Here is a 21463-nt window from a genome sequence, read left to right as displayed (position 1 = left end):
CGTGCGGACGCCCCCCGGCGTGCGCGAACGGATCCGCACCGGCGCACCAGCGTGCCCCGGTGCCTACCCCTGGAAGAGGTGCAATGGGCGAGTTCCTCGCGGAGATCACGGTTCGCATCAACGAGACCAACAGTTCCTTCAAGGCCGCGCAGGCCGCCGGAGACGACTTCCTCGCCGACACGCATGCGTCGGAACTGGAGGACCTGCACCGCATCGCGGCCCGCAACGGCCTCGACACCCGCGCCTAGGACGCCCGGGGCGGATGACGGCGTCGCGGCGCGGTGGGACGAGGAGCTCCCACCGCGCCCTTCGCGTGCCCGGGGTCAGCCGTCGGTGTCGGCGCCCAGCGGCGCCAGGAGCGCGTCGAGGGCGTCGTAGAGCTCCGGGCGCCCGGCGATGACGAGGTCGTTGCCGGGCGGCCCGCCCCCCGGGCCGCCCACGCGGATCCCCGCCTCGCTGGCCACCAGGCCCGGCGCGGACCAGTCCCAGGCGTGGAGCCCGCGCTCGTAGTAGGCGTTGCAGCGACCGGTGGCGAGGCCGGTCAGGTCCACCGCGGCCGAGCCTCCGCGCCGGATGTCGCGGATGTGCGGGACGACCTCCAGGAGGACCTTCGCCTGCTGGATACGCCGCTCGGCGAAGTAGCCGAAACCGGTGGCGACCAGCGCGAGCTCCAGGGGGACCGCGGGCGGGGCCTGGAGGGGCTCGCCGTTGCGGCGGGAGCCGCCGCCCAGGACCGCCTCGAACATCTCCCCCCGCGCGGGCACGTTGACCGCGGAGGCGACCACCACGCCGTCGACCTCGGCGGCCACGGCCACGCCCCAGTCGGGGCTTCCGTACAGGTAGTTGACGGTGCCGTCGATGGGGTCGACGATCCAGCGCACCCCGCTGGTGCCCTCCTCGCCGCCGCCCTCCTCCCCCAGGACGGCGTCGTCCGGGCGGGCGGCGAGCAGGCGCGCCCGGATGAGGTCCTCGGTGGCGCGGTCCATCCTGGTGACGACGTCGGTGGGGCTGGACTTGGTGTCGAGCACGGTGATGCCCGCCTGGCCCCCGGCGGCGAGGTCGCCCGCCTCCGCCGCCACTCTCACGGCGAGGTCGCGCAGGCTCTCGCGGTCGGGTGCGGCGTGGGTGGTACTCACTGGTGGTTCTCCCCGTCGTGGCATGGCCCCGTGCCGGCCCCGCCCGGACGCGGGGCCGCCGGGTGCCCGGTACGCATGCTGGTGCGCGGGGCCGGGAGCGCTACCGACGCCCCTGAAGGCCCCGCAACCGCACCCTATGCCCGTCGGCCGGGGCGGCGGCTCGGATCGGCGGGACCGCTGCGGCGGGGCCCCGGGGGGACGGCCCTTCCCCGGGGGCCGGCGGCCGGCGCGGAGCGCCCGGTACCGCGTACCGTGCGGCGCGCCCGGCCGCGTTCCGTCCTCGGAGCGCATCACCCCGCCCGGATCGGGCACTGTCCGTTCCGGGGAGGCGTGAGAACGAACGCGGGAGGAACCCATCCGGTGCCCGGTCCCGGCACCGCCCTCCCGGGCGCACCGCGAGCGGGCCGTGAACGGTCACGGACGCACGGCGAGAAGCCGGCGCGGGCCCCGGTCCGCGCCCCCTCGCCGCACGGCGGGCGTCCGGAACCGCTCCGGACCCGTCCGGCGGTGTGGACCGACCCTCCGGAAGTCCGCGGGCGCCCTTCCTCCGGACCTCTGGACACTCCGAGGAGAAAGAGGCAGCCTCATGCATCACCAGCAGCAGACCCCGCGGACATGGCACAAGGCCGGTCACAGCCAGGGCGCCACGAACTGCGTCGAGGTGTCCGAGGGCGCGACCGCGGCCGTACGCGACACACGGAACCGGGACAGGGGGTACCTGGAGTTCCCCAACCGCGAGTGGGCCGCGCTCCTCGCGACGGTCGTCTGACGGCCTCCCGCTCCGCCCCCGGAGGGTTCCCGGGGGCGGAGCGGTGCGGTGGGACGCGGGGCAGCGGCCCCGCCCCCACCGCGCCGCGGAGGGCTCCCCGGCCGACGGGCGGCCTCCCGCGCGCCGGGTTCGGCGTCCGGCCCGGCCGTGCCCCAGGGGCGCGGGGGCGCGGCGGGAGGAGGACCGGCAGGGGCGGGGAGGACCCGCCTACAGCAGGTCGGGCCTGGCCCACTCCTTGCCGTGGACGTGGTGGTCGAGGAAGGCGAAGACGGTCTTGTACCAGATCTGGGCGTTCCCCGGCGTGAGGATCCAGTGGTTCTCGTCCGGGAAGTACAGGAACTTGGCGTCCACCTCGTGCAGCAGCAGGTCGCGCCACAGGCGCAGCCCCTCGGAGATGGGCACCCGGTAGTCCTTGTCGCCGTGGATGACGAGCATCGGCGTGCGGATGTCCGCCGCGTGCAGGTGCGGCGAGTTCAGGGTGTAGCGCTCCGGCCGCGCCAGCGGGGTGCCGAACTCCCGCTCCCACACCGGCGGGTAGTCGGTGGTGCCGTTGAAGCCGTCCAGGCCCCAGAGGGAGGCGTGCGAGACGATCGCCTTGAACCTGTCGGTGTGCCCGGCGATCCAGTTGGCCATGTAGCCGCCGAAGGAGCCGCCCATCATGGCCGTGCGCTCGGCGTCGATGTCCTCGCGGGCCACTGCGGCGTCCGTGGCGGACATGACGTCGGCGTACGTGCGCGGTCCCCACTTGCCCCAGGCCCGGCGGAGCATGTGCTGCCCGTAGCCGGTGGACAGCGCCGGGTCGGGCAGCAGGACCGCGTAGCCGCGGGCGGCGAGCAGCCACGGGTTCCAGCGCCAGGACCAGCCGTTGAAGCTCATGTACGGGCCGCCGTGCACCCACAGCATGAGCGGTGCGGGCGACTCCGCGGACGCCTCCTCCGGCAGGACGAGCCAGGACCGGATCCGGGTGCCGTCGTCCGCCGTGGCCTCGACCTCGGTCAGGGTGCCGGGCATCGTCAGCGCGGAGCCGGGCGTGCGCAGGTACGCGGGCTCCCCGTCCTCGGTGTCCGAGGACAGGCGCACGGGGGCCGGCGGGGCGTCCCAGGCGTCGCGCAGCGCGTACACGTACCGGCCGTCGGGGGAGGGGTTGAGGCCGCTGTAGGCGCCGTGGTCGCCGGTGATCCGGGTGAGCGATCCGGTGGCCGTGTCGACGCGGAAGACCGGGCGGCGGCCGTTCTCGTCGGCGACGACGAACACGGCGCCGGAGTCGGCGGACCAGGCGAGCTCGCGCGGCCACATCTCGTGTGCGGGGAGCAGGTCGCGGCCCTCGCCGGTCTCCAGGTCGACCAGCCACGCGGTCTCGTCGCGCGGCTCGCCGTCGTACTCGCCCTCGTGGCTGCGGACGAGGAGGACGCTGCGCCCGTCCGGGGAGACCTGCGGGCGGCCGAAGTCGAACTCGGGGTCGGTGGCGATCGTGCGCCGCTCGCCGGTGGCGGTGTCGACGGCGACGACCTCGGTGCGGTGGGCGCCCCCGGCGGCGGGGACCCGCCACTCGGTGACGAGGACCGCGCCGTCGGGCGTGAGGGAGCCGCCCGCGCCCAGGAGCGCCATGCCCGCGTCCGGGGTGAGGTCGCGGGGCTCGCCGAGCCGGGCGTCGTCGTCGGCCGGCGGCTCGGCGACGAAGTAGCGGGGGTGGTCGGGGCCGACGTCGCTGTCCCAGTGGCGGACGGGGAGCGCCTCGTGCAGGATGGCGCTGACGCCGGCCTCCTCGCGGGCCTTGCGGGCCTCCCTGTCCCCCTCCTCGTCCTCGCTGCGCGGGAGGACGTCGGAGGTGAAGGCGACCAGGCCTGAGTCGCGGGCGACGGTGAAGGAGCCGACGCCGCCGGGCCGGGAGGCGACCTGGCGGGCCTCGCCGCCCCCGGCGGGCAGGAGCCACAGGGCGGAGGCCGCCTTGTCCTCGGGCCCGGCCTCGGGGTCGGGTCTGCCGGTGGTGAAGAGCACCGAGCCGTCGGGCAGGAAGCCGACGCCGCTCTCGCCCTTGGCGGAGCGGGTGAGGCGTCGGGGAGCGCTCCCGCCCTCGGCCTCGGGGTTGACGTCGATCTCCCACAGTGCGCTGCGGAAGGACTTGGCGTCGGGGGCGATGCCGCTGACGGGTGCGACCAGACGGGTTCCGTCCGGCGAGAGGCGCAGGCCGTTGACGCGGCGAAGTCGGACGTACTCCGGCAGCTCATACCAGGAACGAACCAAGACACATACTCCTGAACGTCGACTCGTGATCCGGTGAGACCCTATCGGGCGGGTCCTGGGCGGCCACTGGCGCCGTCGACTCGGGAGAGGGGCGGTGTCAGCAGCGTTTACCCAACCTACCGGCGCGCCCCCGGCCGCGCTCCCCCGTCCGGCGCGACCGCGCGGCGGACCCCGCTCCGGACCGCGTCGGGGGCGGGTCCGCGAGGGGGCCGCCCGGCCGCGGCCGGGGCCGGCGACCGGGGCCCGGGGCCGACGCGCGGCAGGTCCGTCGCGGGGCGGGCCGGGGCCCGGCCCCGCGGGCCGTCCGGGGGCGGAGGCCCGGCGCTCCGCCCCGTCCCGGCGCGGAGCAGTTCAGCAGTCGCAGCCGGCGCAGCGCGGGAGGGCGCCCAGCTTCCGGGGTTCCTTCCCGCCGGTGTACTCGCGGACCAGGTCGGTCACCATGGAGACGAACGCGGGGTGCGTGCCCGGGCTGAGCGCGCGCTCGTAGCCGATGCCCAGCTTCTGCGCGGTCTCGCGCGCCTCGACGTCGAGGTCGAACTTGACCTCCATGTGGTCGGAGACGAACCCGTGCGGGACGACGACCACGGCGGGCACGCCCTCGGCGGCGAGCTCCTCCATGCGGTCGTTGACGTCCGGCTCCAGCCAGGGCTGGCTCGGCGGGCCGCTGCGGCTCTGGTAGACGACCTCGAACGGGTACTCGCGGTCGAGGCGGTCCACCACCAGGCGGGCCACCTCGGCGAGCTGCGCCCCGTAGGCGCCCGCGGGGCCGAACCCCTGCCCCGGACCTCCGCTCTCCTGCGCCATCGCCATGGGGATGGAGTGCGCGGAGAAGAGCAGGCGGGCGCCCCGGCGCTGGTCCTCGGGGAGGGCGTCCAGGGACGCGAGGGTGTGCTCCACCAGCGGCTCGACGAACCCGGGGTGGTCGTAGAAGGGACGGATCAGGTCGACCTCGGGGGCGTCCTCCCCCAGTGCGGCGCGGGCGCGGGCGATGTCCTCCTCGTAGGCCGTGCGGCTCGACCAGTTGCAGTACGCGGAGGTGGGCAGGGCCAGCACCCGGCGCACGCCGTCGTCGCGCATCGCGGCGAGGGTGTCGGTGAGCATCGGCGCCCAGAACCGGTTGCCCCAGTAGACGGGCAGGTCGATCCCGTTGGCGGAGAAGTCGTCGGTGATCGCGGCGATCAGGTCCCGGCACTGCTGGTTGATCGGGCTCACGCCCCCGAACAGGAAGTAGTGCTCTCCGACCTCGGCCAGCCGCTCGCGGGGGATGTTGCGTCCGCGGGTGACGTTCTCCAGGAAGGGGATGACCTCGTCCTCGCCCTCCGGGCCACCGAAGGAGATCAGCAGAAACGCGTCGTAAGGCCTCATGGACCTTATGAAACCAGCTCTCCGGGACCTCCTCGCGCGACCCCCCGGATCAGCGCCCTGTGGTCTTGGCCTCCCCTCCCCCGGCGGGCGGAGCACCCGGCGGAGGACCCCCCTGGCGGCAGAAGTGACCAGTGGGTAATGTCGCCGCATGACAGATGTGTCGTGGCACACATGGGCGGACACCTACCAGGCGCGCCCGAGGCGCACGGCGGCTCCCGGGGACACCGCGGCGGTGGCCGCCGCGGTCCTCTCGGCCGCCGACGAGGGCCTGAGGGTCCGCATGGTCGGTTCGGGCCACTCCTTCACCGACGTGGCGGTCACCGACGGCCTCCTCCTCTCCCCCACCTCGTTGGCCGCGGTGCGCTCGGTCGACCCGGAGGCGGGCACCGCCACGGTCGAGGCGGGCCTTCCCCTGTGCGACTTCAACGACGTGCTGGCCGAGCACGGCGTCGCCCTGGCCAACATGGGCGACATCGCCGTGCAGACCATGGCCGGAGCGGTGCAGACCGGCACCCACGGGACCGGCCGGGACTCGGGCGGCCTGGCCTCCCAGGTGGTCGGGCTGGAGATGGTGCTCGCCGACGGCTCCGTGGTCGAGTGCTCCCCGGACCGCGACCCCGGGCTGTTCCACTCCGCCCGGGTGGGGCTGGGCGCGTTCGGCGTGGTCACCGCGCTGACGATGGCGGTGCGCCCGGCCTTCCTGCTGTACGCGAGGGAGGAGCCGATGCCGTTGGACGAGGTGCTGGAGAGGCTTCCCGAGCTGCGTGCGGGCAACGAGCACTTCGAGTTCTTCTGGTTCCCGCACACCGGCAACACCAACACCAAGCGCAACAACACCGCGGACGGGCCGGCACGGCCGCTGTCCGGCTTCCGGACGTGGCTGGACGACGACTTCCTGTCCAACACGGTCTTCGAGAGGGTCAACCGCGTGTGCCGGCGCCACCCCCGGCTCGTGCCCGCCGTGAACCGGATCAGCTCGCGGGCGCTGTCGGCCCGCAGGTACACCGACACGTCGCACAAGGTGTTCGCGTCCGTGCGCGACGTGCGGTTCGTCGAGATGGAGTACGCGATCCCCGCCGAGCACCTGGTGGACGTGCTGCGCGAGGCCCGCAGGATCGTGGACCGGGGCGACCACCGGGTGAGCTTCCCGGTGGAGGTGCGGTTCGCGCCGGCCGACGACGTGTGGCTGTCGACCGCCTACGGGCGCGACACGGCGTACGTCGCGGTGCACGTGTACAAGGGCACCCCCCACGAGGCGTACTTCGCCGACATGGAGGCCGTGTTCACGTCGGTGGGCGGGCGCCCGCACTGGGGCAAGATGCACACGCGCGACCGGTCCTACCTGGAGAAGGTCTACCCGCGCCTGGGCGAGGCCCTGGCGGTGCGCGACCGCGTGGACCCGGGGCGCCGGTTCGGCAACGACTACCTGGAGCGGGTCCTCGGCTGAGGCGCCGGGGACGCGGTGCGGGCCCCGGGGCCCGGCTCCCTCCCGCCCGGAGCACGCGTCGCCGCACACGGGCGGCGGGGCCCCGTGCGGGGTCCCGCCGCCGTCGTCCTGTGCCGGGGGCCCGTCAGCCCGCGGGGGGCGCGGGGGCGGGCGCCGGGGCGGGGGCCCCGCCCCCCTGTCCTCCGCCGTCGCCGGTCCCGGGGTCGGGCTGCTGCGTACCCGGGTCCTGGGGTTCCTGCTCCTCGACCGGCGGGTCCGTGGGCTCGGTGGTCCCACCGGTGCCGCCGTCGCCGCCCGTCCCGCCGCCACCGGTGCCGTCCTCGGGCTCCTCGGTCGCGGGGGCGTCCGGCTCGGGCGTCGTCCCGGTCGTTCCCGTCCCCGGCTCCCGGTCGGTGGTCCAGGGCTCGTCCTCGGTGGTCTCCCCGGTCCCGGGGTCGTCCTCCTGCGCCGGGGCGCCCGAGCTGGAACCGCCGAACAGGGTGGGCGAGGTGGGCTCCTCGCCGCCTTGCGTCCAGGCGGTCAGCGACCGTCCCGTGAACAGCTCGAACAGCAGGATCACGAGCATCACCAGAGCGAACACCGCGGCGGCCGGGACCACCACGGAGCGCCAGCCGCGCCGCGGACGGAGGCCGCCCCCCTCCCGCTCCCCGGAACCGCCGCGGCCCCGGCCCCCGGTGTCCGCCGCGGGCAGCAGGGCGGTCCCGTCCGGGACGCCGACCCGGTTCGCGGGGTCCCCGGGGCCGCCGAAGGCGGCGGTCCCGTCGTCGGTCGCCCCCAGTGCGGGCATGGCCATCGTGCGGGTGGCGTCGAAGTCGCGGGGCGCTCCGTCGGGAGGGCCCGCCTCGGAGACCTCCCTGAGCAGGCCCGACTCGGAGATCTCCTCCGGGAAGGGGGCCACGGGCGCCCCGGGCGCCACGGGTGCGGCCTCGGTGTGGCCGACCGCCTTCCCCGCCAGCTGCCTGGCCTGTTCGCCGCTGCGGGAGAACCAGTGCTGGAGGAGGGGGCTGACCAGGGTGCTGAGCGTGGCCATGACGGCGGCGCCGACGACCGTGCCGTACACGTTGAGGTACGAGGCCGCGGTCGCGGCGGCGAGCGTGGCGGCGCCGGCGCCCGCGACCTGGGAGACGCTCAGTTCGATCCGCTTCTTCTTCCCGGTGCCCTCCTCCGCCTCGTTGTCGTCGTCGTGTCCGGTCCGACCCATCCGGTCGCCCCTCCTTCGTCGGCCGCGCGGGGCGCGACGGGAACTCGTACTGGCGGGATGCGCGTGTGGTGGGGCATACAGCCCCACAGTCACCAAACATCACATTTCGCTCATAGATGGATAACTCACCCTAAGGGGCCCCGGGTTCCGATAACGCCAAGACATAAGAAGCATCACTCTCCGGCATAGGTCGGCGTGTCGGTTTGCTCAAGAGGGTCATCGTCCGATCGGGCCCCGGGCCGAGATCGGAGTTTTTCCCATACCTGGGGTGATTCAGGGGCCCCGGGATACCATCACCGCGGAGCCTTCGCACGGGATCGGCGACATTCCCCCCGATCGCTCCCGGTCGCCGAAGGCTCAGCGTGCCAAGATTGGCAGCGGAAGCGACCGTGAGTGCCCCGGCACCCGGGGCGGCTCCCACCGTGGTCAGTGCCACGGAACGGGAGGCGGGCACAGTTCGGACATGCCGGGCGCGGTACTGGCCGAACCGCTGTCGGCCGACCAGACTTGGAGAACGCGGGGACCGGGTCGCGGGACCTACCCTCGACGGGACGCGAAAGGGAGGGCGATGCACGAGCTTCGCCTCGTGGCCGTGAGCGAGGACGGCACCTACCTGGTGCTCGCCAGCGCCGGCCGTGGAACCCGTTTCACGCTGCCCGTCGACGACCGTCTCCGCGCCGCAGTCCGCGGCCAGTTCTCCCGGCTCGGCCAGTACGAGATCGAAGTGGAGAATCCGTTGCGCCCCAAGGAAATCCAGGCCCGCATCCGGTCCGGCGAGACCGCGGAGGCCATCTCCGAGATCTCCGGCATACCGATCGAACGGGTCCGCTGGTTCGAGGGCCCCGTCCTCCAGGAACGCGAGTACATCGCCCAGCAGGCCCAGCGCGCGACCGTGCGGGCGCACGGCGACGCCGGACCGGGCCCCTCCCTGGGCGACCTGGTCGCCAAGCGGATCGGCGCGCACCAGCTGGAGACCGGCGACGCCGTGTGGGACTCGTGGAAGCGCGAGGACCGCTCGTGGCAGCTCAAGCTCGTCTTCCTGCACGGCAGCGAGGAGCGCGTCGCCCACTGGCTGTACGAGCCCAGACACAACAGCGTGGTGCCCGCGGACGAGGAGGCCGCGCGGTTCTCCTCCCCGGAGCCGGACGCGCCGTCCGCCCCCGGCGCGAACGTGACGCCCTTCGCACCGCGCCGGAGCGAGGCCCCCGCGCACATGCCCCGGATGGACGCGCAGTCGGCGGCGGAGCGGCGCCCCGACCACGCCCCGGCCCGCCGGGCGCCCCGGGAGGAACCCCTCGACGATCCGCTGCCCCCCGTCCGGGCGGCCCGGCCCGAGACCGACCGGTTCGGCGACCCCGTCCGCGACGAGCGCCGGCGCCGGTTCGAGGTGCCCGGCTCGGAGCAGGCCGGTCACCGCCGTCCCGGTCAGCGTGCGGACGGCCGCGACGGGGACGCCGACCCGGACCGCGACCCCCGCCGCGAACCGCGGTACAGGTCGGAGGAGCACCGCCCCGCCGAGTTCCGCCCGTCCGACGCACACCCCGCCGACAGGCTCCGCGAGGAGGAGCGCCGCCCCTCGGAGTACCGTGCCCCCGGCGAGCGCCAGGGCGAGCGCCGCCCCACGGGCCGCCTGCCCACCGAACGCGTCCGAGAGTGGGACGACCGGGCGGAGCGCCCGGGCGGGACGCGCCCCGAGCACCCCTTCGGGGGGCCGCGCGCCGAACCCGGGCCCCGTGCCCCCGAGTCCGACCGGCGCCCCGCGCCCGAGCCGTCGGCGCCCGCGGCGTACGCGGACCACGGCGCGGAGGAGCGGCCCCCGCGCCCCGAGCGCCGCACGGCCCCCGAGTGGCCGCCGGAGGGCCGTCCGGCACGCGCCGCCGAACCCGACACCGCACCGCCGGCGGCCGATCCCCCGGCCCAGCCGCGGCCCGCCGCGCGGCGCCGCCGGGCCACCATGGACCTCAACGACACCGGGACCCCCCGCCGCGCCGCCGACCAGGCGCCCGCGAGCCCCGCGGCCGTGCCGGCGGTCGCCAACGGGAGCAACGACCGCGCCGCGGCCAAGCGCAAGGGCCGCGGCCGACGCGCATCGGTCCCCTCGTGGGACGAGATCATGTTCGGGTCCAAGAAGGACGAGTAGGCGCGTTGACGGCGCCGGGGGCGGCCACACCCCCGGCCCGCCTCGGCGGAGGGCGACCGGAGCCGCACGGCACGGTCGCCCTCCGGCGTTCCCGGCCGCCCCGGCGCGGGGGACCGGGCCGCCCGCCGGCGCGGAGTGGGTTCAGCCCTTGTGCCCCGGCGCGCCGGGATCCTCCAGGAACGGTCGCACCATCTCCGGGGTGACCTGCGCCGCGAAGGCCACCGACTCACCGATCGAGGCGTCCTGGACGGTGTAGCCCCCCGCGCCCGCCCCCACGGTGACCTGGAGGTCGGCCAGGGAGGGTCCCCGCTGGAAGAGGGTCTGCCTCCAGGTCCAGCCGATCACCGCCGAGCGCTCCACCGTCGCCTGGCTCCGGCTCAGCGAACCGGAGCGGACGCTCACCCGCTCGCCGTCGTACCCGTGGCCGAGGGCCCGGTAGCGGTCCACGCCCAGGGGGATCCCCAGCACGGCGAGCACGGCGCCCGCCACCGCGAGCCACTCCGCCCCCAGGGCCGCGGCGACCACCGCCACCAGGGCGAACGGTCCGACGGCCCGCGTGAGCCGCCGGAACAGGGCAGCACGCGGATGGCGCTTCAGGGTGCCCCCGAAGAGGGCCAGCGCCCGGCCGACCACGTCCTCGACCACGGGGCGGGGCCCGGTCGGGAGCAGCACGGCGCGGTTGGCGGCGTCGCCCAGGCCGGTGACGATGGCGCGCAGGCGCACGGCGCCGCGCGTGCGTTCGAGGGGGGTGTCCAGGAGCTCGTGGCCGCGGATGCGGCGCCTCTCCAGCGTGACGCTGCGCCGGGTGAACAGCCCGCGCTCGGCGACCAGGGAGCCGTCGCGCCCGCGGAGCGAGAAACCCCAGTGCGTGAGGGCGTAGGAGACCACGGCGAACACCGGCATCAGCAGCACCAGCACACCCGCGAAGACCAGGGCCGCCACCAGGAGGAAGCCCCGGTCCGACGAGGTGACCCAGTCCACGACGAAGTCGTTGGCCAGCTCTCCCGCCGTCTGCTGGACCGTACCGAAGAGGGTGGCCAGGACCGCGAAGGGGGTGAGCAGGTACCCCAGGCTGAGCGCCCCGTACAGGTACCAGGAGCGCGGCATGGCGAAGTACGTGACGGTGTCGTCCTCCGGGACCGGCGGAGCCTGCGCCTCCCCCCGCGCCGCCTCCCCCGCCTCCGGGGCCCCGCCGCCAGGGGCCGCCCGGGGCCCGGTCTCCTGCCCGGTGAGGACGGCCTTGCGGTGCAGCAGGACGCGGCGCAGGCGCTCGGCCTCGTCCGCCGCCACCGCGTCCAGCTTGCCGTCCTCGGTCGCGGCGGCCGATCCGGCCGCGGCCTCGATGCGCACCACGGCGACACCGAGGAGACGGTGCAGCAGCGTGCTGGTGACGTCGACGCCGCGGACGCGTTCGAGGGGGATCGTGCGCCGGGAGCGCCTGATCAGCCCCTTGCGGATCTCCAGCCGGTCCTCGCCGACCTCGTAGCGGGTGGTCCTCCAGGTGACGAAGCCGCCGACGAGCAGCGCCACGACGGTGGCGCCCGTGGCGCCCAGCACCCAGGCGTTGAACCCGCCCAGCACCAGTCCCGCGGCGATCGGCACCAGGAGGCCCTTGAGCTGGTTGATGGGGCCCACGACCATGCTCCGGGGGCTGATCCGGCGCGCCCGCTCCGGCGCGAGGAAGGGCGCCGCGTCCCGGGCCCGTCCGCCGGGCGCGTCCCCGGCCTCCGGCCCCTCCGCCGGCGCGGGCCCCCACCAGGCGCGCGGAGCCGCCCCGTGCGGGGGCCCGGAGTGCGGCGGGGCGCCGTGCGGGGGCACGTCGCCGGGCGCGCCCGGGTGGGGCGCGGGGCCGTGCCACGGGACGCCCCCGGGAGGAGCGCCGTACGGCGGAGGGCCCTGGGGCGGGGCGTCGTGGGGCGGGGCTCCGTACGTAGTGGCCGTGCGGGGAGGCTCCGGAGCGGGAGCCGGCTGCCCGTGCCCCGGCACGGCGCCGGGGCCGGTCCGGGACCGGTCGTCCCACCCCTGCGGCGGACCCCCCGCGCCCTGGGCCGATGTGCCGTACACCGCCGGCGGGCCGGCCGGAACCGCGCCCCCCGCCGCGCGCCCCGGGTCCCGGGGCGCGGGCGTGCTCCCCGGGGCGACCCAGCCCCCGGCCGGGGCCGACCCCTCGGGCGGGGGCGCCGGGTGCGGCTCCTGCCCGGGACCGCCGTGCGCGGGTACGCCCTCCCCGGGTCGAACGCGTGCCGCGCCGTCCCCTTCCGCGGGCCGCGCGCCGTGGCCCCCCTGCGGGCCGCGGCCGGTCCCGTCCGGGACGCCGCGCGCCCCGGACCCGTACCGTTCCCCGTGCTGTTCGGCGCGACCGCCGTCCTCCTGCTCCGTGCCCATCAGGTCGCGTCGTCCCTCAGCGCTCCGGCGCGCACCGCGAGGTCCTCGCTCAGGCGGCGCGCCTGCCCGGCGTCCAGCCCCTCGATCGTGGACGAACCCGCGTAGGAGGCGGTCTGCACCTCCAGCGTGGCAACGTCGAACACGCGCTCCAGCCACCCCTGCGTGTGGTCGACGGTCTGCAGCCTGTTGACGGGCACCAGCTGCCAGGTGCGACTGATCCAGCCCACCCGCGTGTAGATGATGTCCCCGGCCACCTCCCAGCGGTGCACCCTGTACCGCCAGGACGGCACGATCGCCACCTTGAGCAGCGCGTACACCCCGTAGGCGAGCGGGAGCAGCCACGCGTTGTCCTGCACGCTGAACGGGATCCAGGCCCAGCCGAGCGACGAGGCGCCCCAGGCGACCGCGCTGAGCAGGACGAGGGTGAACACCGACCCGAACAGGATCCTCAGGGTCCACACCCCGATCGCCCTGCTGCTCACGCGGCTCTGCGGGGGCCGCAGCCGCGCGGCCTCCCCGTCCCCTGGTTCGGGGCCGCCCCGGGGCCGGTCCGGGTCGGGAATGGCGTCGTACGGCGGGGTGTTCATCACCTGCACGAGTTTAGGCCCTCCGTGTCCGAAGGCCCCTCCCCGCGGGCCTCCCCGCACGGCCGCCCCGGGGCGCGGGAACTCTGTCAGCGTTCTGTCAGCCCGGCTCGTCACACTGGTGGACGAACGTTGAAACGGAGGAACGATGACTGACGCCATCCGCGCGGAGGGCCTGGTCAAGCAGTTCAAGGGCAAACGCGCCCTGGACGGTGTCGACCTGACGGCCAGGACGGGGGCCGTGCTCGGCGTCCTGGGGCCCAACGGGTCCGGCAAGACCACGATGGTGCGCATCCTGGCGACCCTGCTCAGACCCGACGGCGGGTACGCCGAGGTCGGCGGCTTCGACGTGGTCCGCCAACCGCACGAGGTCCGCCGGCTCATCGGCCTGACGGGCCAGTACGCGGCCGTGGACGCCGATCTGACCGGCACCCAGAACCTGCTCCTCATCGCGCGCCTGCTGGGCTTCGGCGGGGCCGACGCCCGGGCCCGCGCCGCGGAGCTGCTCGAGCGCTTCGAGCTCACCGACGCCGCGGACCGCCCCGCCAAGACCTACTCGGGCGGCATGCGACGACGGCTCGACCTGGCCGCGAGCCTGGTCGGCCGCCCGGCCCTGCTGTACCTGGACGAGCCCACGACCGGGCTGGACCCGCACAGCCGCAACGGCCTGTGGGACGTCGTGCGCGGGCTGGTGGACGACGGCGTGACCGTCCTGCTCACCACCCAGTACCTGGAGGAGGCCGACCAGCTGGCCGACGACCTCATGGTGCTCGACCACGGGCGGATGATCAGCAGGGGGACCCCGGAGGAGCTCAAGAGCCGGGCCGGGAACCAGGTGCTCGAACTGCGCACGGTGGACCCCGGGCAGATCTCCCTGGCGACGAGGATCATCGAGGCGGTCACCAGCACGCCCGTCGTCTCCGACGGGCTGCTCGCCAGCGTCCCGGTCACCAGTTCGGGCGTCCTGCCCGAGGTGGTGCGCCGCCTGGACGAGCAGGGCGTGGCGGTCGCCGAGCTGTCGCTGCGCAAGCCGAGCCTGGACGAGGTGTTCCTCGCCCTGACCGGGCACACCGCCGAAGAGGAGACCGCGGACGCGTCCGCGGACGAGGGGGCCAGAGCATGAGTACCGTGACGACCCGGACCCGGGCCGCGGAGCCCGGGGGCGCTCCGGCGATCCCGGCGAGGATCACGCCGCTGGGCACGATCCGGAACGGCCTCCAGCTGGCCTGGCGCAGTGTCCTGAAGATCAAGGCCAACCCCGAGGAGGTCTTGGGGCTGATACTGCAGCCGGTCATGTTCGTGACCCTGTTCGTCTTCGTCTTCGGGCAGGCGATGATGGGCGACTGGCAGGCCTACCGCGACTTCCTGATGCCCGGCATCATCGCGCAGTCGGTCATCTTCGCGACGCTGGGCACGGGCTTCTCACTGAGCCAGGACGTGGAGAAGGGCATCTTCGACCGGTTCCGGTCGCTGCCCATCGCCCGGTCGGCCCCGCTCACCGGCGCGATCCTCGGCGACCTGGCCCGGTACACGATCACCGTGGTGATGGTGCTCCTGGTCGGCATGCTCATCGGCTTCCGCCCCGAGGGCGGCGTGGTCGGCGTGGTCGTGGCGGCCGGCCTGGTGCTGCTGTTCGCGTTCGCGCTGTGCTGGATGTCGGCCTTCGTCGGCATGATCGTGCGCACGCCGATGGCCGTGCAGGCGTTCGGGATGATCCTCATGTTCCCGCTGACCTTCAGCAGCTCGGCGTTCGTCGCCCCGGCGGACATGCCCAGCTGGCTGCAGGCGGTCGCCGCGAACAACCCGGTCACCCACGTCGTCGACGCCATGCGGGCCCTGATGCTCGGCACGGGCGACGCCACGGGCCCGGTCCTGTGGACGGTGGCGTGGTCCGCGATCTTCACCGCGGTCTTCTTCCCACTCGCCGTGTGGGCGTACCGCCGCCGCACCTGAGCGGCGTCCCGTCGCGCCGCCCCCGGGCCCCGGGGCGGCGCGGCCCCTCCGACCCCCGTCCGGTCACCGGCCGGAGCGCCGGTTCCCCGGCCTGTGGTCGGGCACGAGCGGGGCCAGCCACTCGCCCACACCCGCCAGGACCTCGTCCTCGTCCGTGCCCCTCGCCTCCGCGGCCAGCCGTTCGTACGCGGCCCCGCCCAGCTCCGCGCGCACCCGCTCCCGCGCCCGCACCACGAACGGGGTGGTGCGGTCGGGGACGCCGCGCAGCCCCTCGGCGTACCCGAGCATGCGGGCCGCCCGGCGCGGTTCCTCCCCCGCCAGCATCATCGCGAAGACGTCCAGGATCTCCGCGCAGACGGGGCGCAGCCCGTGGGAGGCCGTCCACCACGCGCGGCCGATGTCCCGCCAGGCCGCCTCCCGCTCTCCGGCCTTCCAGTGCAGGAGCGCGGACATGGCCCCCAGGCCCCCCTCCAGGTAGACCGGTGAGAACCCGCCCAGGCCGCTCAGCTCCTGCCGCATCCGGTCGACGACCTCGCGGGCGCGCTCCAGCTCCCCTGCCTCGCCGAGCCAGTGCGCCTCCGCCAGCGACAGCAGCACCCTGTGCTCGTCCTGGACCGGGTCCTCGAAGTCGGACAGCGCCCCCAGGTCCCGGCGGGCCGCATCCAGCTCCCCGAGGTCGGTGAGGGTCTGGGCCCGTCGGACCCGGAACACCGCCGCCATCCCCGTCAGGCCCGACTCCGAGGCCAGCCGCATCCCGTCGGTCAGCAGCTCGCGGCAGCGTTCGAGGTCCTCGAAGCGGTACACGTCCACCAGCTGGGCGAGCGCCTGGCACGCGCCCCAGGCGTCGCCGCAGGCACGGAACTCCTCCAGTGCGGCCTCCGCCTTGTCCGCGGACTCCCCGGTGTGGCCGGTGACGGCGTCGAGCAGGGACAGCAGGACGCGCACCATCGCGCGCATCCAGGGGTCGGGCTGGTCCAGGGCCGCGGCCAGGCGCTCGTAGGCGTCACCGGACCGCCCCTGGAGCATCGCCCTGTACAGCAGGCAGTGGACGAGCACGGGATGGCGCTCGACCCGCCCGCCCGACGCCGCGACGACCTCCTCGACCTCCCTGATGGCCGCCTCCACCGTGGCGTGGTGCGTCGAACCGTCGCCCGCCCGGTGGAACAGGCAGCTGGCGTAGGCGACGGCCCTGCCCTCGGGGACGCGGCCGCCGAGCATGTCCAGGACCGCCTCCGACCAGCGGACCAGCCGGCGCCAGGACCCTCCCAGGGTCCAGTACCACTGGGTGTGCTCGACCAGGTCCAGGGCGAGCCCGGCGTCCGCGCGCTCCACCGCCCACCGCACCGCCGCGCCGTGGTCCGCGGACTCGGGGGCCAGGCGCGCGAGCAGTTCGCCCTGGCGCCGCCCGCGCAGGAGCGGGTCCGCCGCGCGCCACAGGTCGCGGACGTGGCGCGCGTGGGTGTCGCGCACGCGCACCTCCTCCCCGCTGAGGGCCAGCCTCTCGGCGGCGTAGGCGCGGACGGTCTCCAGCTGCCGGTAGCGGGGCGGGGCGTCGTCGCCGACGGGGTTCTCGGCGATCACGAGCGACTTGTCCACCAGGGAGAACAGGACGGTCCACACGTCCCGGCCGTCCACCCGCCCCTCCGTGCCGGGGCCCGGTGCGGGGTCGGCGCAGATCCGCTCGACGGCCTCCAGGGTCGCGCCGCCGGCGAAGACCGACAGGCGCCGCAGCAGGCGCCGCTCGGGTTCGTCGAGGAGTTCCCAGCTCCAGTCGACGACGGCCCTCAGCGTGCGGTGGCGCGGCAGCGCGCCCCGGCTGCCCCCGGTGAGCAGCCGGAAACGGTCGGACAGCCTCTCGGCGAGCTGGGCGGCGGTCATGGAGCGCAGCCTGGCGGCGGCCAGCTCCAGGGCGAGGGGCATGCCGTCCAGCTCCCGCGCCACGCGGACGACGTGGGCGACGTTGCCGGGCGTGACGGCGAAGCCGGGGCGCACCGCGGCGGCCCGCTCGGCGAACAGGGCGACGGAGGGGTAGGTGACGGCCTTCGCGGCGTCGGCGCCCTCGGGCGGCAGCGCCAGGGAGGGCACGGGCATGAGCTGTTCGCCCGGGACGCCGAGGGGTTCGCGGGAGGTGGTCAGGACGCGCAGGCGGGGGCAGCGGGCGAGAAGGGGCTCCACGGCCCTGGCCACGTCCTCGACGAGGTGCTCGCAGTTGTCGAGCACGATGAGCGCGGGACGGTCGCCGATGTGGGAGACGACCCGTTCCAGCGGGGGGACCGGCGCCCGGGAGGACGCCGCCCGGAGCATGGCGTACTCGCGCAGCCCCAGGGCGCCGGCCAGGGCGTCCGGGACGTCGGCGCCGGACCTGGACGCGAGTTCGACGAACCAGCCTCCCCGGGCGAGCAGGTGCGGAGCGCGTGCGGCCAGGGCGGTGGCGGCCTCGATCGCCAGGCGCGTCTTCCCCGCCCCGCCGGGCCCGGTCAGGGTGACCAGGCGCCCGGTGGTGAGGAGGCCCACGGCGGTCCCCAGCTCGGTGTCGCGCGGCACGAAACCGGTCAGGGTGGCGGGCAGGTGCAGGTTCGGCGGGGTCGCGGGCTCGGGGGAGGGCGCGTCGAACTCGCCGCGCAGCAGCCGCAGGTGGGTGTCGCGCAGCTGGGGCGAGGGGTCCAGGCCCAGGTTGTCGGCGAGGCGGCCGCGGAAGCGCTCGTAGGCGGCCAGGGCGTCCGCCGTGCGCCCGGTCGCGGCCAGCACCCGCATGAGCAGCTCGACGGGGCGCTCTCGGTCCGGCTCGCGCCGGGCGAGCGCCTCGACGCGGGGCAGGATCTCGGCGTGGTGGCCGAGGTCGGCGCGGGCCGCCAGGTGGTCCTCGGCCGCGGACCGGTGGGTCTCGGCCAGGCCCAGCGCGATGTCCTCGGCGATGCCGTGCGCGGTCAGGTCGGACAGCGCCGGCCCCCGCCACAGGGCGAGCGCCGCGCCCAGGTCCCGTTCGGCGTCGGCGGGCCGACCTGCGGCGAGGCGGGCCCTGCCCTTCGCGGCCAGGTCCTCGAAGCGGTCGAGGTCGACCTGTCCGGGGTCGACGTCCAGCCGGTAGCCCGTGCCGTCGCCGTCGACGGCGGCGCCTGTGCCCAGGGCCCGGCGCAGGCGGGAGACGAGCGCCTGGAGGGCGTTGCCCGCCGAGGCCGGGGGGTCGCCCGCCCAGATGCCGTCGACGAGCTGTTCGACGGGCACGCGCCGCCCGGCGCGGAGCAGGAGGAGGCAGAGGAGGACGCGCAGCCGCGCGCCGCCGATGGTGACGGGCCTTCCGGTCGCGTCGTGCACCAGGAGGGGCCCAAGGATGGAGAACCGCACCGACCCATGATCACCGATCCGGCCGGGGAGTGCGCGGAGCCGTGCTCCGGCGGGCCCGCTCCCGGGCCCGCGGGCGGGCCGCGGCGGGGCCCGCGGGCCGGGACGGTCGCCCGAACGCCCGCCTGACCACAGTAGGGTTCGCTCAGGAACGTGTCGCCGGAGCCCTGTGGCGGCTCCCCCGCGTTCCCTCCCCGAGCCCGGCGCCGGGTGTCCTCCCGACGCCGTGCCGGTCCACAGCGAGTCCCGCCTCCACGGCCCGAAAGTCCAGCAGGAGTTCCCATTGTTCCCGGCCCTCCCCTCCCCCCGGTCCACCGGTGCGCGCACGGCCCGCACGTCCCCCGCAGCGCTCGCGGGCGCGGTGGCGGCGGGGGCCGCACTGGTCCTGACCACGGGTTGCGGCATCCTCGCCCCGGGGCAGAACGGTGACATGCCCGACGACATCAACGTCACCAGCCCCCTGATGCAGGAGGGGCAGCCGCTTCCGGCGGCCTACACCTGCGAGGGGGCCTCGGACGGCGCTTCGGCGGACGGTGGGGAGCAGGAGGCGCAGGAGGCGTCCTCGCCGCCGCTGAGCTGGTCGGGGCTGCCCGACGAGGCGGGCTCCATCGCCCTGGTGGTCGACGACCCCCAGGTGGCCCAGGTGTTCTGGGTGGTCTACGACCTGGACCCGCAGCTGGTGGAGCTGCGGCAGAACAGCGTTCCGGCCGACGCCAAGCAGGGGCAGAACTCCCAGGGCGTCGCGGAGTACGGGGCGCCGTGCCCGGAACCGGAGGCGTCGTACGAGTACAGGTTCACCGTGTACGCGCTGGCGAACCCGCTGGACCTGCCGGAGGGCGCGTCGCTGGACGCGGCCCTGGACGCCATCGCCGACCAGGCCGTCGCCCGCGGGTCCCTGGTCACGACCAACGCCGGGTGACATAGGCCATAGGAGATCCTCTCCGGCGCCCCGGATCCCCGTGGCCACGGGAAACCGGGGCCACGGGGATCCGCCCAGGAAGCATCCGTCGCCCTCTGCACACGGGGCGCGACAGCGCATACAGTGGGGCAGTGCCCCTCGCCCCATTTCAGATGACCGATTCCCGTCCACTCGCCGCGCGGCGCACCGACCTGGAACCGCACCGGACCACCTGCACCCCTCGTGCCACGCAGGTCGGACAGACCGGGCCATCACGGAACCAGGCGGCCGCCGCACATCCCCGGCCGGTTCCCGACACTCCGGTCCCCGGTGCGACCCGGGCGCGGCCGACCTCCCCAAGGTAGTGCGTAGACCATGACCGTCACCGTCATCATCATCATCGCCGTCATCGTCGTGCTCGCCGTGCTCGTCCTGCTCCTGCTGGGCATGCGCGCTCTGAGCGTCGGCTCCCGCGAGGACGACTACGACGACGAATACGAGTACGACGACACCGAGGACTCCGGTCGCGACCCCGACCGCGCACAGGAACGCGACCTCCCCGAGGACCGCGGCGACGAGGAACCCGCACCGCGCGGGCGGTCCCGCCGCGGGCACCAGGACGGCGGCGGCCGGTCGGAGAGGCGCCCCAAGGGCCGGCGCAAGCGCGAGGTCGACTGGGACGACGATGGCGACGCGGACGGCCTGTCCGACAACGACTTCTGGTCCAGCCTGAGCGAGGACGGCCCGGCCCAGCGCTCCTCGGAGCCCCGCGGTCGCCGCGGCGACCGCGAGGAGCGGAGCCCCAGCGTCACCGCGTACGAGTACGAGGAAGACGACTACGACGACGGGTACGAGGACTTCGAGGAGGAGACCGGTCCCCCCGGGGCGACCACGATCCTGCCCGCGGCGACCGGGGCCGGCGGCCCCTCCGCCGACCTGGCGATGCTGGCGAGCCTGGGGCAGGAGCAGGCCTCCCCCCAGCCGGACGAGCCGGCGGGACGGTCCGGCAGGCACGGGCAGTCCGGCGCGGCCGGGCCGAACCCGCTCGGCCCGGACGAGCGCGCGCTCCCGCCGCGTCCGGAGCGCTCCGCCCTCACCTCGCCCCAGGGGGCCGCGCCCGCGCAGGGCCTGCCCCCGGCACAGCACGCCGCACCCGCGGCCTCCGCCCCCCGGGACGACGACCCGCTCGGCTCGGGCTCGTGGACGCCCGGGGCCTCCTACTCCCAGCCGCGGACCGACCCCCTGGCGGGTCCCTCCCCCCTGGGAACCCCGGACTCGCGCGACCCGCTCGGCGGTTCCGGCCCGGCGCCGGGGACCGGCTCCCCGCTCGGCGGCCTCCCGTCCTACGGCGGCGCCTCGCCGGGCCGGTCGGACCACCAGGGCGCGGGCCGCCCGGAGAGCCCGGCCGCGAGCGACCCGCTCTCCCCGGGGTTCCGGGCCACGACCCCGGCGCACGGCTCCGACGTCGACTCGCCGATATGGTCCAGCATGGACACCGGCGCACACCAGCGCTCCGACTTCGGTTACGGCGGCCCCTCCTCCCCCGGGTCCGGCGCGACGACGCCCCCGTTCGGCGGGAGCGGCTCCGCGGACCCCCTGGGCGGCGGCTACCCGGCGGCCCCCCGGTCCGAGGGCGGCTACGACACCGACTCCTTCACCCGATCCGACTACGACACCGGCACCCACACGCGGGGGGACCACGCGGGCACCGGGCTCCCCGGCTACGACACGGGCACCCACACGCGGCCCTCCTACGACACCGGCAACCACACACGGGGGGACCACCCGGGCACCGGACTCCCCGAGTTCGACACCGGCAACCACACCCGCCCCTCCTACGACACCGACTCCTTCACCCGCTCCGGCTACGACACCGGCACCCACACACGGGGGGACCACCCGGGCACCGGGCTCCCCGGCTACGACACGGGCACCCACACGCGGCCCTCCTACGACACCGGCAACCACACACGGGGGGACCACCCGGGCACCGGACTCC

15 protein-coding genes are annotated in these 21463 nt (G+C 75.5%); 8 read left to right on the top strand and 7 right to left on the bottom strand.

Annotation, left to right across the window (positions count from 1 at the left end; genetic code table 11):
* Window positions 1-83: 83 nt before the first annotated feature.
* Window positions 84-248 (top strand): hypothetical protein, encoded by a 165-nt coding sequence (locus ACFQBR_RS25445; protein WP_267949129.1) that lies wholly within the window; start codon window positions 84-86, stop codon window positions 246-248.
* A 75-nt stretch (window positions 249-323) separates the two neighbouring features.
* On the opposite strand, the gene ACFQBR_RS25440 is transcribed toward ACFQBR_RS25445, so the two are convergent.
* Complete coding sequence (locus ACFQBR_RS25440) at window positions 324-1136, bottom strand: inositol monophosphatase family protein (RefSeq protein WP_344184995.1); 813 nt, start codon at window positions 1134-1136, stop codon at window positions 324-326.
* A gap of 586 nt (window positions 1137-1722) precedes the next feature.
* On the opposite strand from ACFQBR_RS25440, the gene ACFQBR_RS25435 reads away from it, so the two are divergent.
* The gene (locus tag ACFQBR_RS25435; protein WP_267949127.1) at window positions 1723-1905 is read left to right on the top strand and encodes a DUF397 domain-containing protein; all 183 of its coding nucleotides are present in this window, start codon (window positions 1723-1725) and stop codon (window positions 1903-1905) included.
* Between the two features lie 207 nt (window positions 1906-2112).
* Here the strand turns inward: ACFQBR_RS25435 and ACFQBR_RS25430 are convergent, their stop codons facing one another.
* Both ACFQBR_RS25430 and ACFQBR_RS25425 read right to left on the bottom strand, forming a co-directional pair.
* Window positions 2113-4149, bottom strand: coding sequence for a S9 family peptidase (locus ACFQBR_RS25430; RefSeq protein WP_344184996.1), 2037 nt, complete (start codon window positions 4147-4149; stop codon window positions 2113-2115).
* Window positions 4150-4500: 351 nt separating this feature from the next.
* On the bottom strand, window positions 4501-5514 hold the full coding sequence (locus ACFQBR_RS25425) for a ferrochelatase (protein ID WP_267949125.1): 1014 nt from the start codon (window positions 5512-5514) through the stop codon (window positions 4501-4503).
* Between the two features lie 148 nt (window positions 5515-5662).
* Between ACFQBR_RS25425 and ACFQBR_RS25420 the strand changes: the two genes are divergently transcribed.
* Complete coding sequence (locus tag ACFQBR_RS25420; RefSeq protein WP_267949124.1) at window positions 5663-6961, top strand: D-arabinono-1,4-lactone oxidase; 1299 nt, start codon at window positions 5663-5665, stop codon at window positions 6959-6961.
* A 124-nt stretch (window positions 6962-7085) separates the two neighbouring features.
* Here the strand turns inward: ACFQBR_RS25420 and ACFQBR_RS25415 are convergent, their stop codons facing one another.
* A complete protein-coding gene (locus ACFQBR_RS25415; RefSeq protein WP_378554605.1) occupies window positions 7086-8162 on the bottom strand; it encodes a hypothetical protein in 1077 nt (358 codons plus the stop codon).
* Window positions 8163-8730: 568 nt separating this feature from the next.
* On the opposite strand from ACFQBR_RS25415, the gene sepH reads away from it, so the two are divergent.
* Complete coding sequence (sepH, locus tag ACFQBR_RS25410) at window positions 8731-10302, top strand: septation protein SepH (protein WP_378554603.1); 1572 nt, start codon at window positions 8731-8733, stop codon at window positions 10300-10302.
* 141 nt (window positions 10303-10443) lie between these two features.
* Here the strand turns inward: sepH and ACFQBR_RS25405 are convergent, their stop codons facing one another.
* On the bottom strand, window positions 10444-11943 hold the full coding sequence (locus ACFQBR_RS25405) for a PH domain-containing protein (RefSeq protein WP_267949121.1): 1500 nt from the start codon (window positions 11941-11943) through the stop codon (window positions 10444-10446).
* 743 nt (window positions 11944-12686) lie between these two features.
* The gene (locus ACFQBR_RS25400) at window positions 12687-13274 is read right to left on the bottom strand and encodes a PH domain-containing protein (RefSeq protein ID WP_267949120.1); all 588 of its coding nucleotides are present in this window, start codon (window positions 13272-13274) and stop codon (window positions 12687-12689) included.
* Window positions 13275-13419: 145 nt separating this feature from the next.
* Here ACFQBR_RS25400 and ACFQBR_RS25395 point away from each other — a divergent pair, with 145 nt between their 5' ends.
* Both ACFQBR_RS25395 and ACFQBR_RS25390 read left to right on the top strand, forming a co-directional pair.
* Window positions 13420-14394, top strand: a complete 975-nt coding sequence (locus ACFQBR_RS25395; protein ID WP_267949119.1) for an ATP-binding cassette domain-containing protein — start codon at window positions 13420-13422, stop codon at window positions 14392-14394.
* Window positions 14391-15224, top strand: a complete 834-nt coding sequence (locus ACFQBR_RS25390) for an ABC transporter permease (protein ID WP_267949118.1) — start codon at window positions 14391-14393, stop codon at window positions 15222-15224. The genes ACFQBR_RS25395 and ACFQBR_RS25390 overlap by 4 nt, the downstream gene beginning before the upstream one ends.
* A gap of 63 nt (window positions 15225-15287) precedes the next feature.
* On the opposite strand, the gene ACFQBR_RS25385 is transcribed toward ACFQBR_RS25390, so the two are convergent.
* Window positions 15288-18569, bottom strand: a complete 3282-nt coding sequence (locus ACFQBR_RS25385; RefSeq protein ID WP_344185141.1) for an ATP-binding protein — start codon at window positions 18567-18569, stop codon at window positions 15288-15290.
* 280 nt (window positions 18570-18849) lie between these two features.
* Between ACFQBR_RS25385 and ACFQBR_RS25380 the strand changes: the two genes are divergently transcribed.
* A complete protein-coding gene (locus ACFQBR_RS25380; RefSeq protein ID WP_267949116.1) occupies window positions 18850-19485 on the top strand; it encodes a YbhB/YbcL family Raf kinase inhibitor-like protein in 636 nt (211 codons plus the stop codon).
* A 354-nt stretch (window positions 19486-19839) separates the two neighbouring features.
* Window positions 19840-21463: hypothetical protein (locus ACFQBR_RS25375; RefSeq protein WP_378554599.1), on the top strand; the 1624-nt coding region annotated here is incomplete at its 3' end.

It is taken from the genome of Nocardiopsis tropica, from assembly GCF_042660575.1.
GTDB classification, from domain to species: domain Bacteria; phylum Actinomycetota; class Actinomycetes; order Streptosporangiales; family Streptosporangiaceae; genus Nocardiopsis; species Nocardiopsis tropica.
This window is presented reverse-complemented; position numbering and strand designations above follow the sequence as displayed.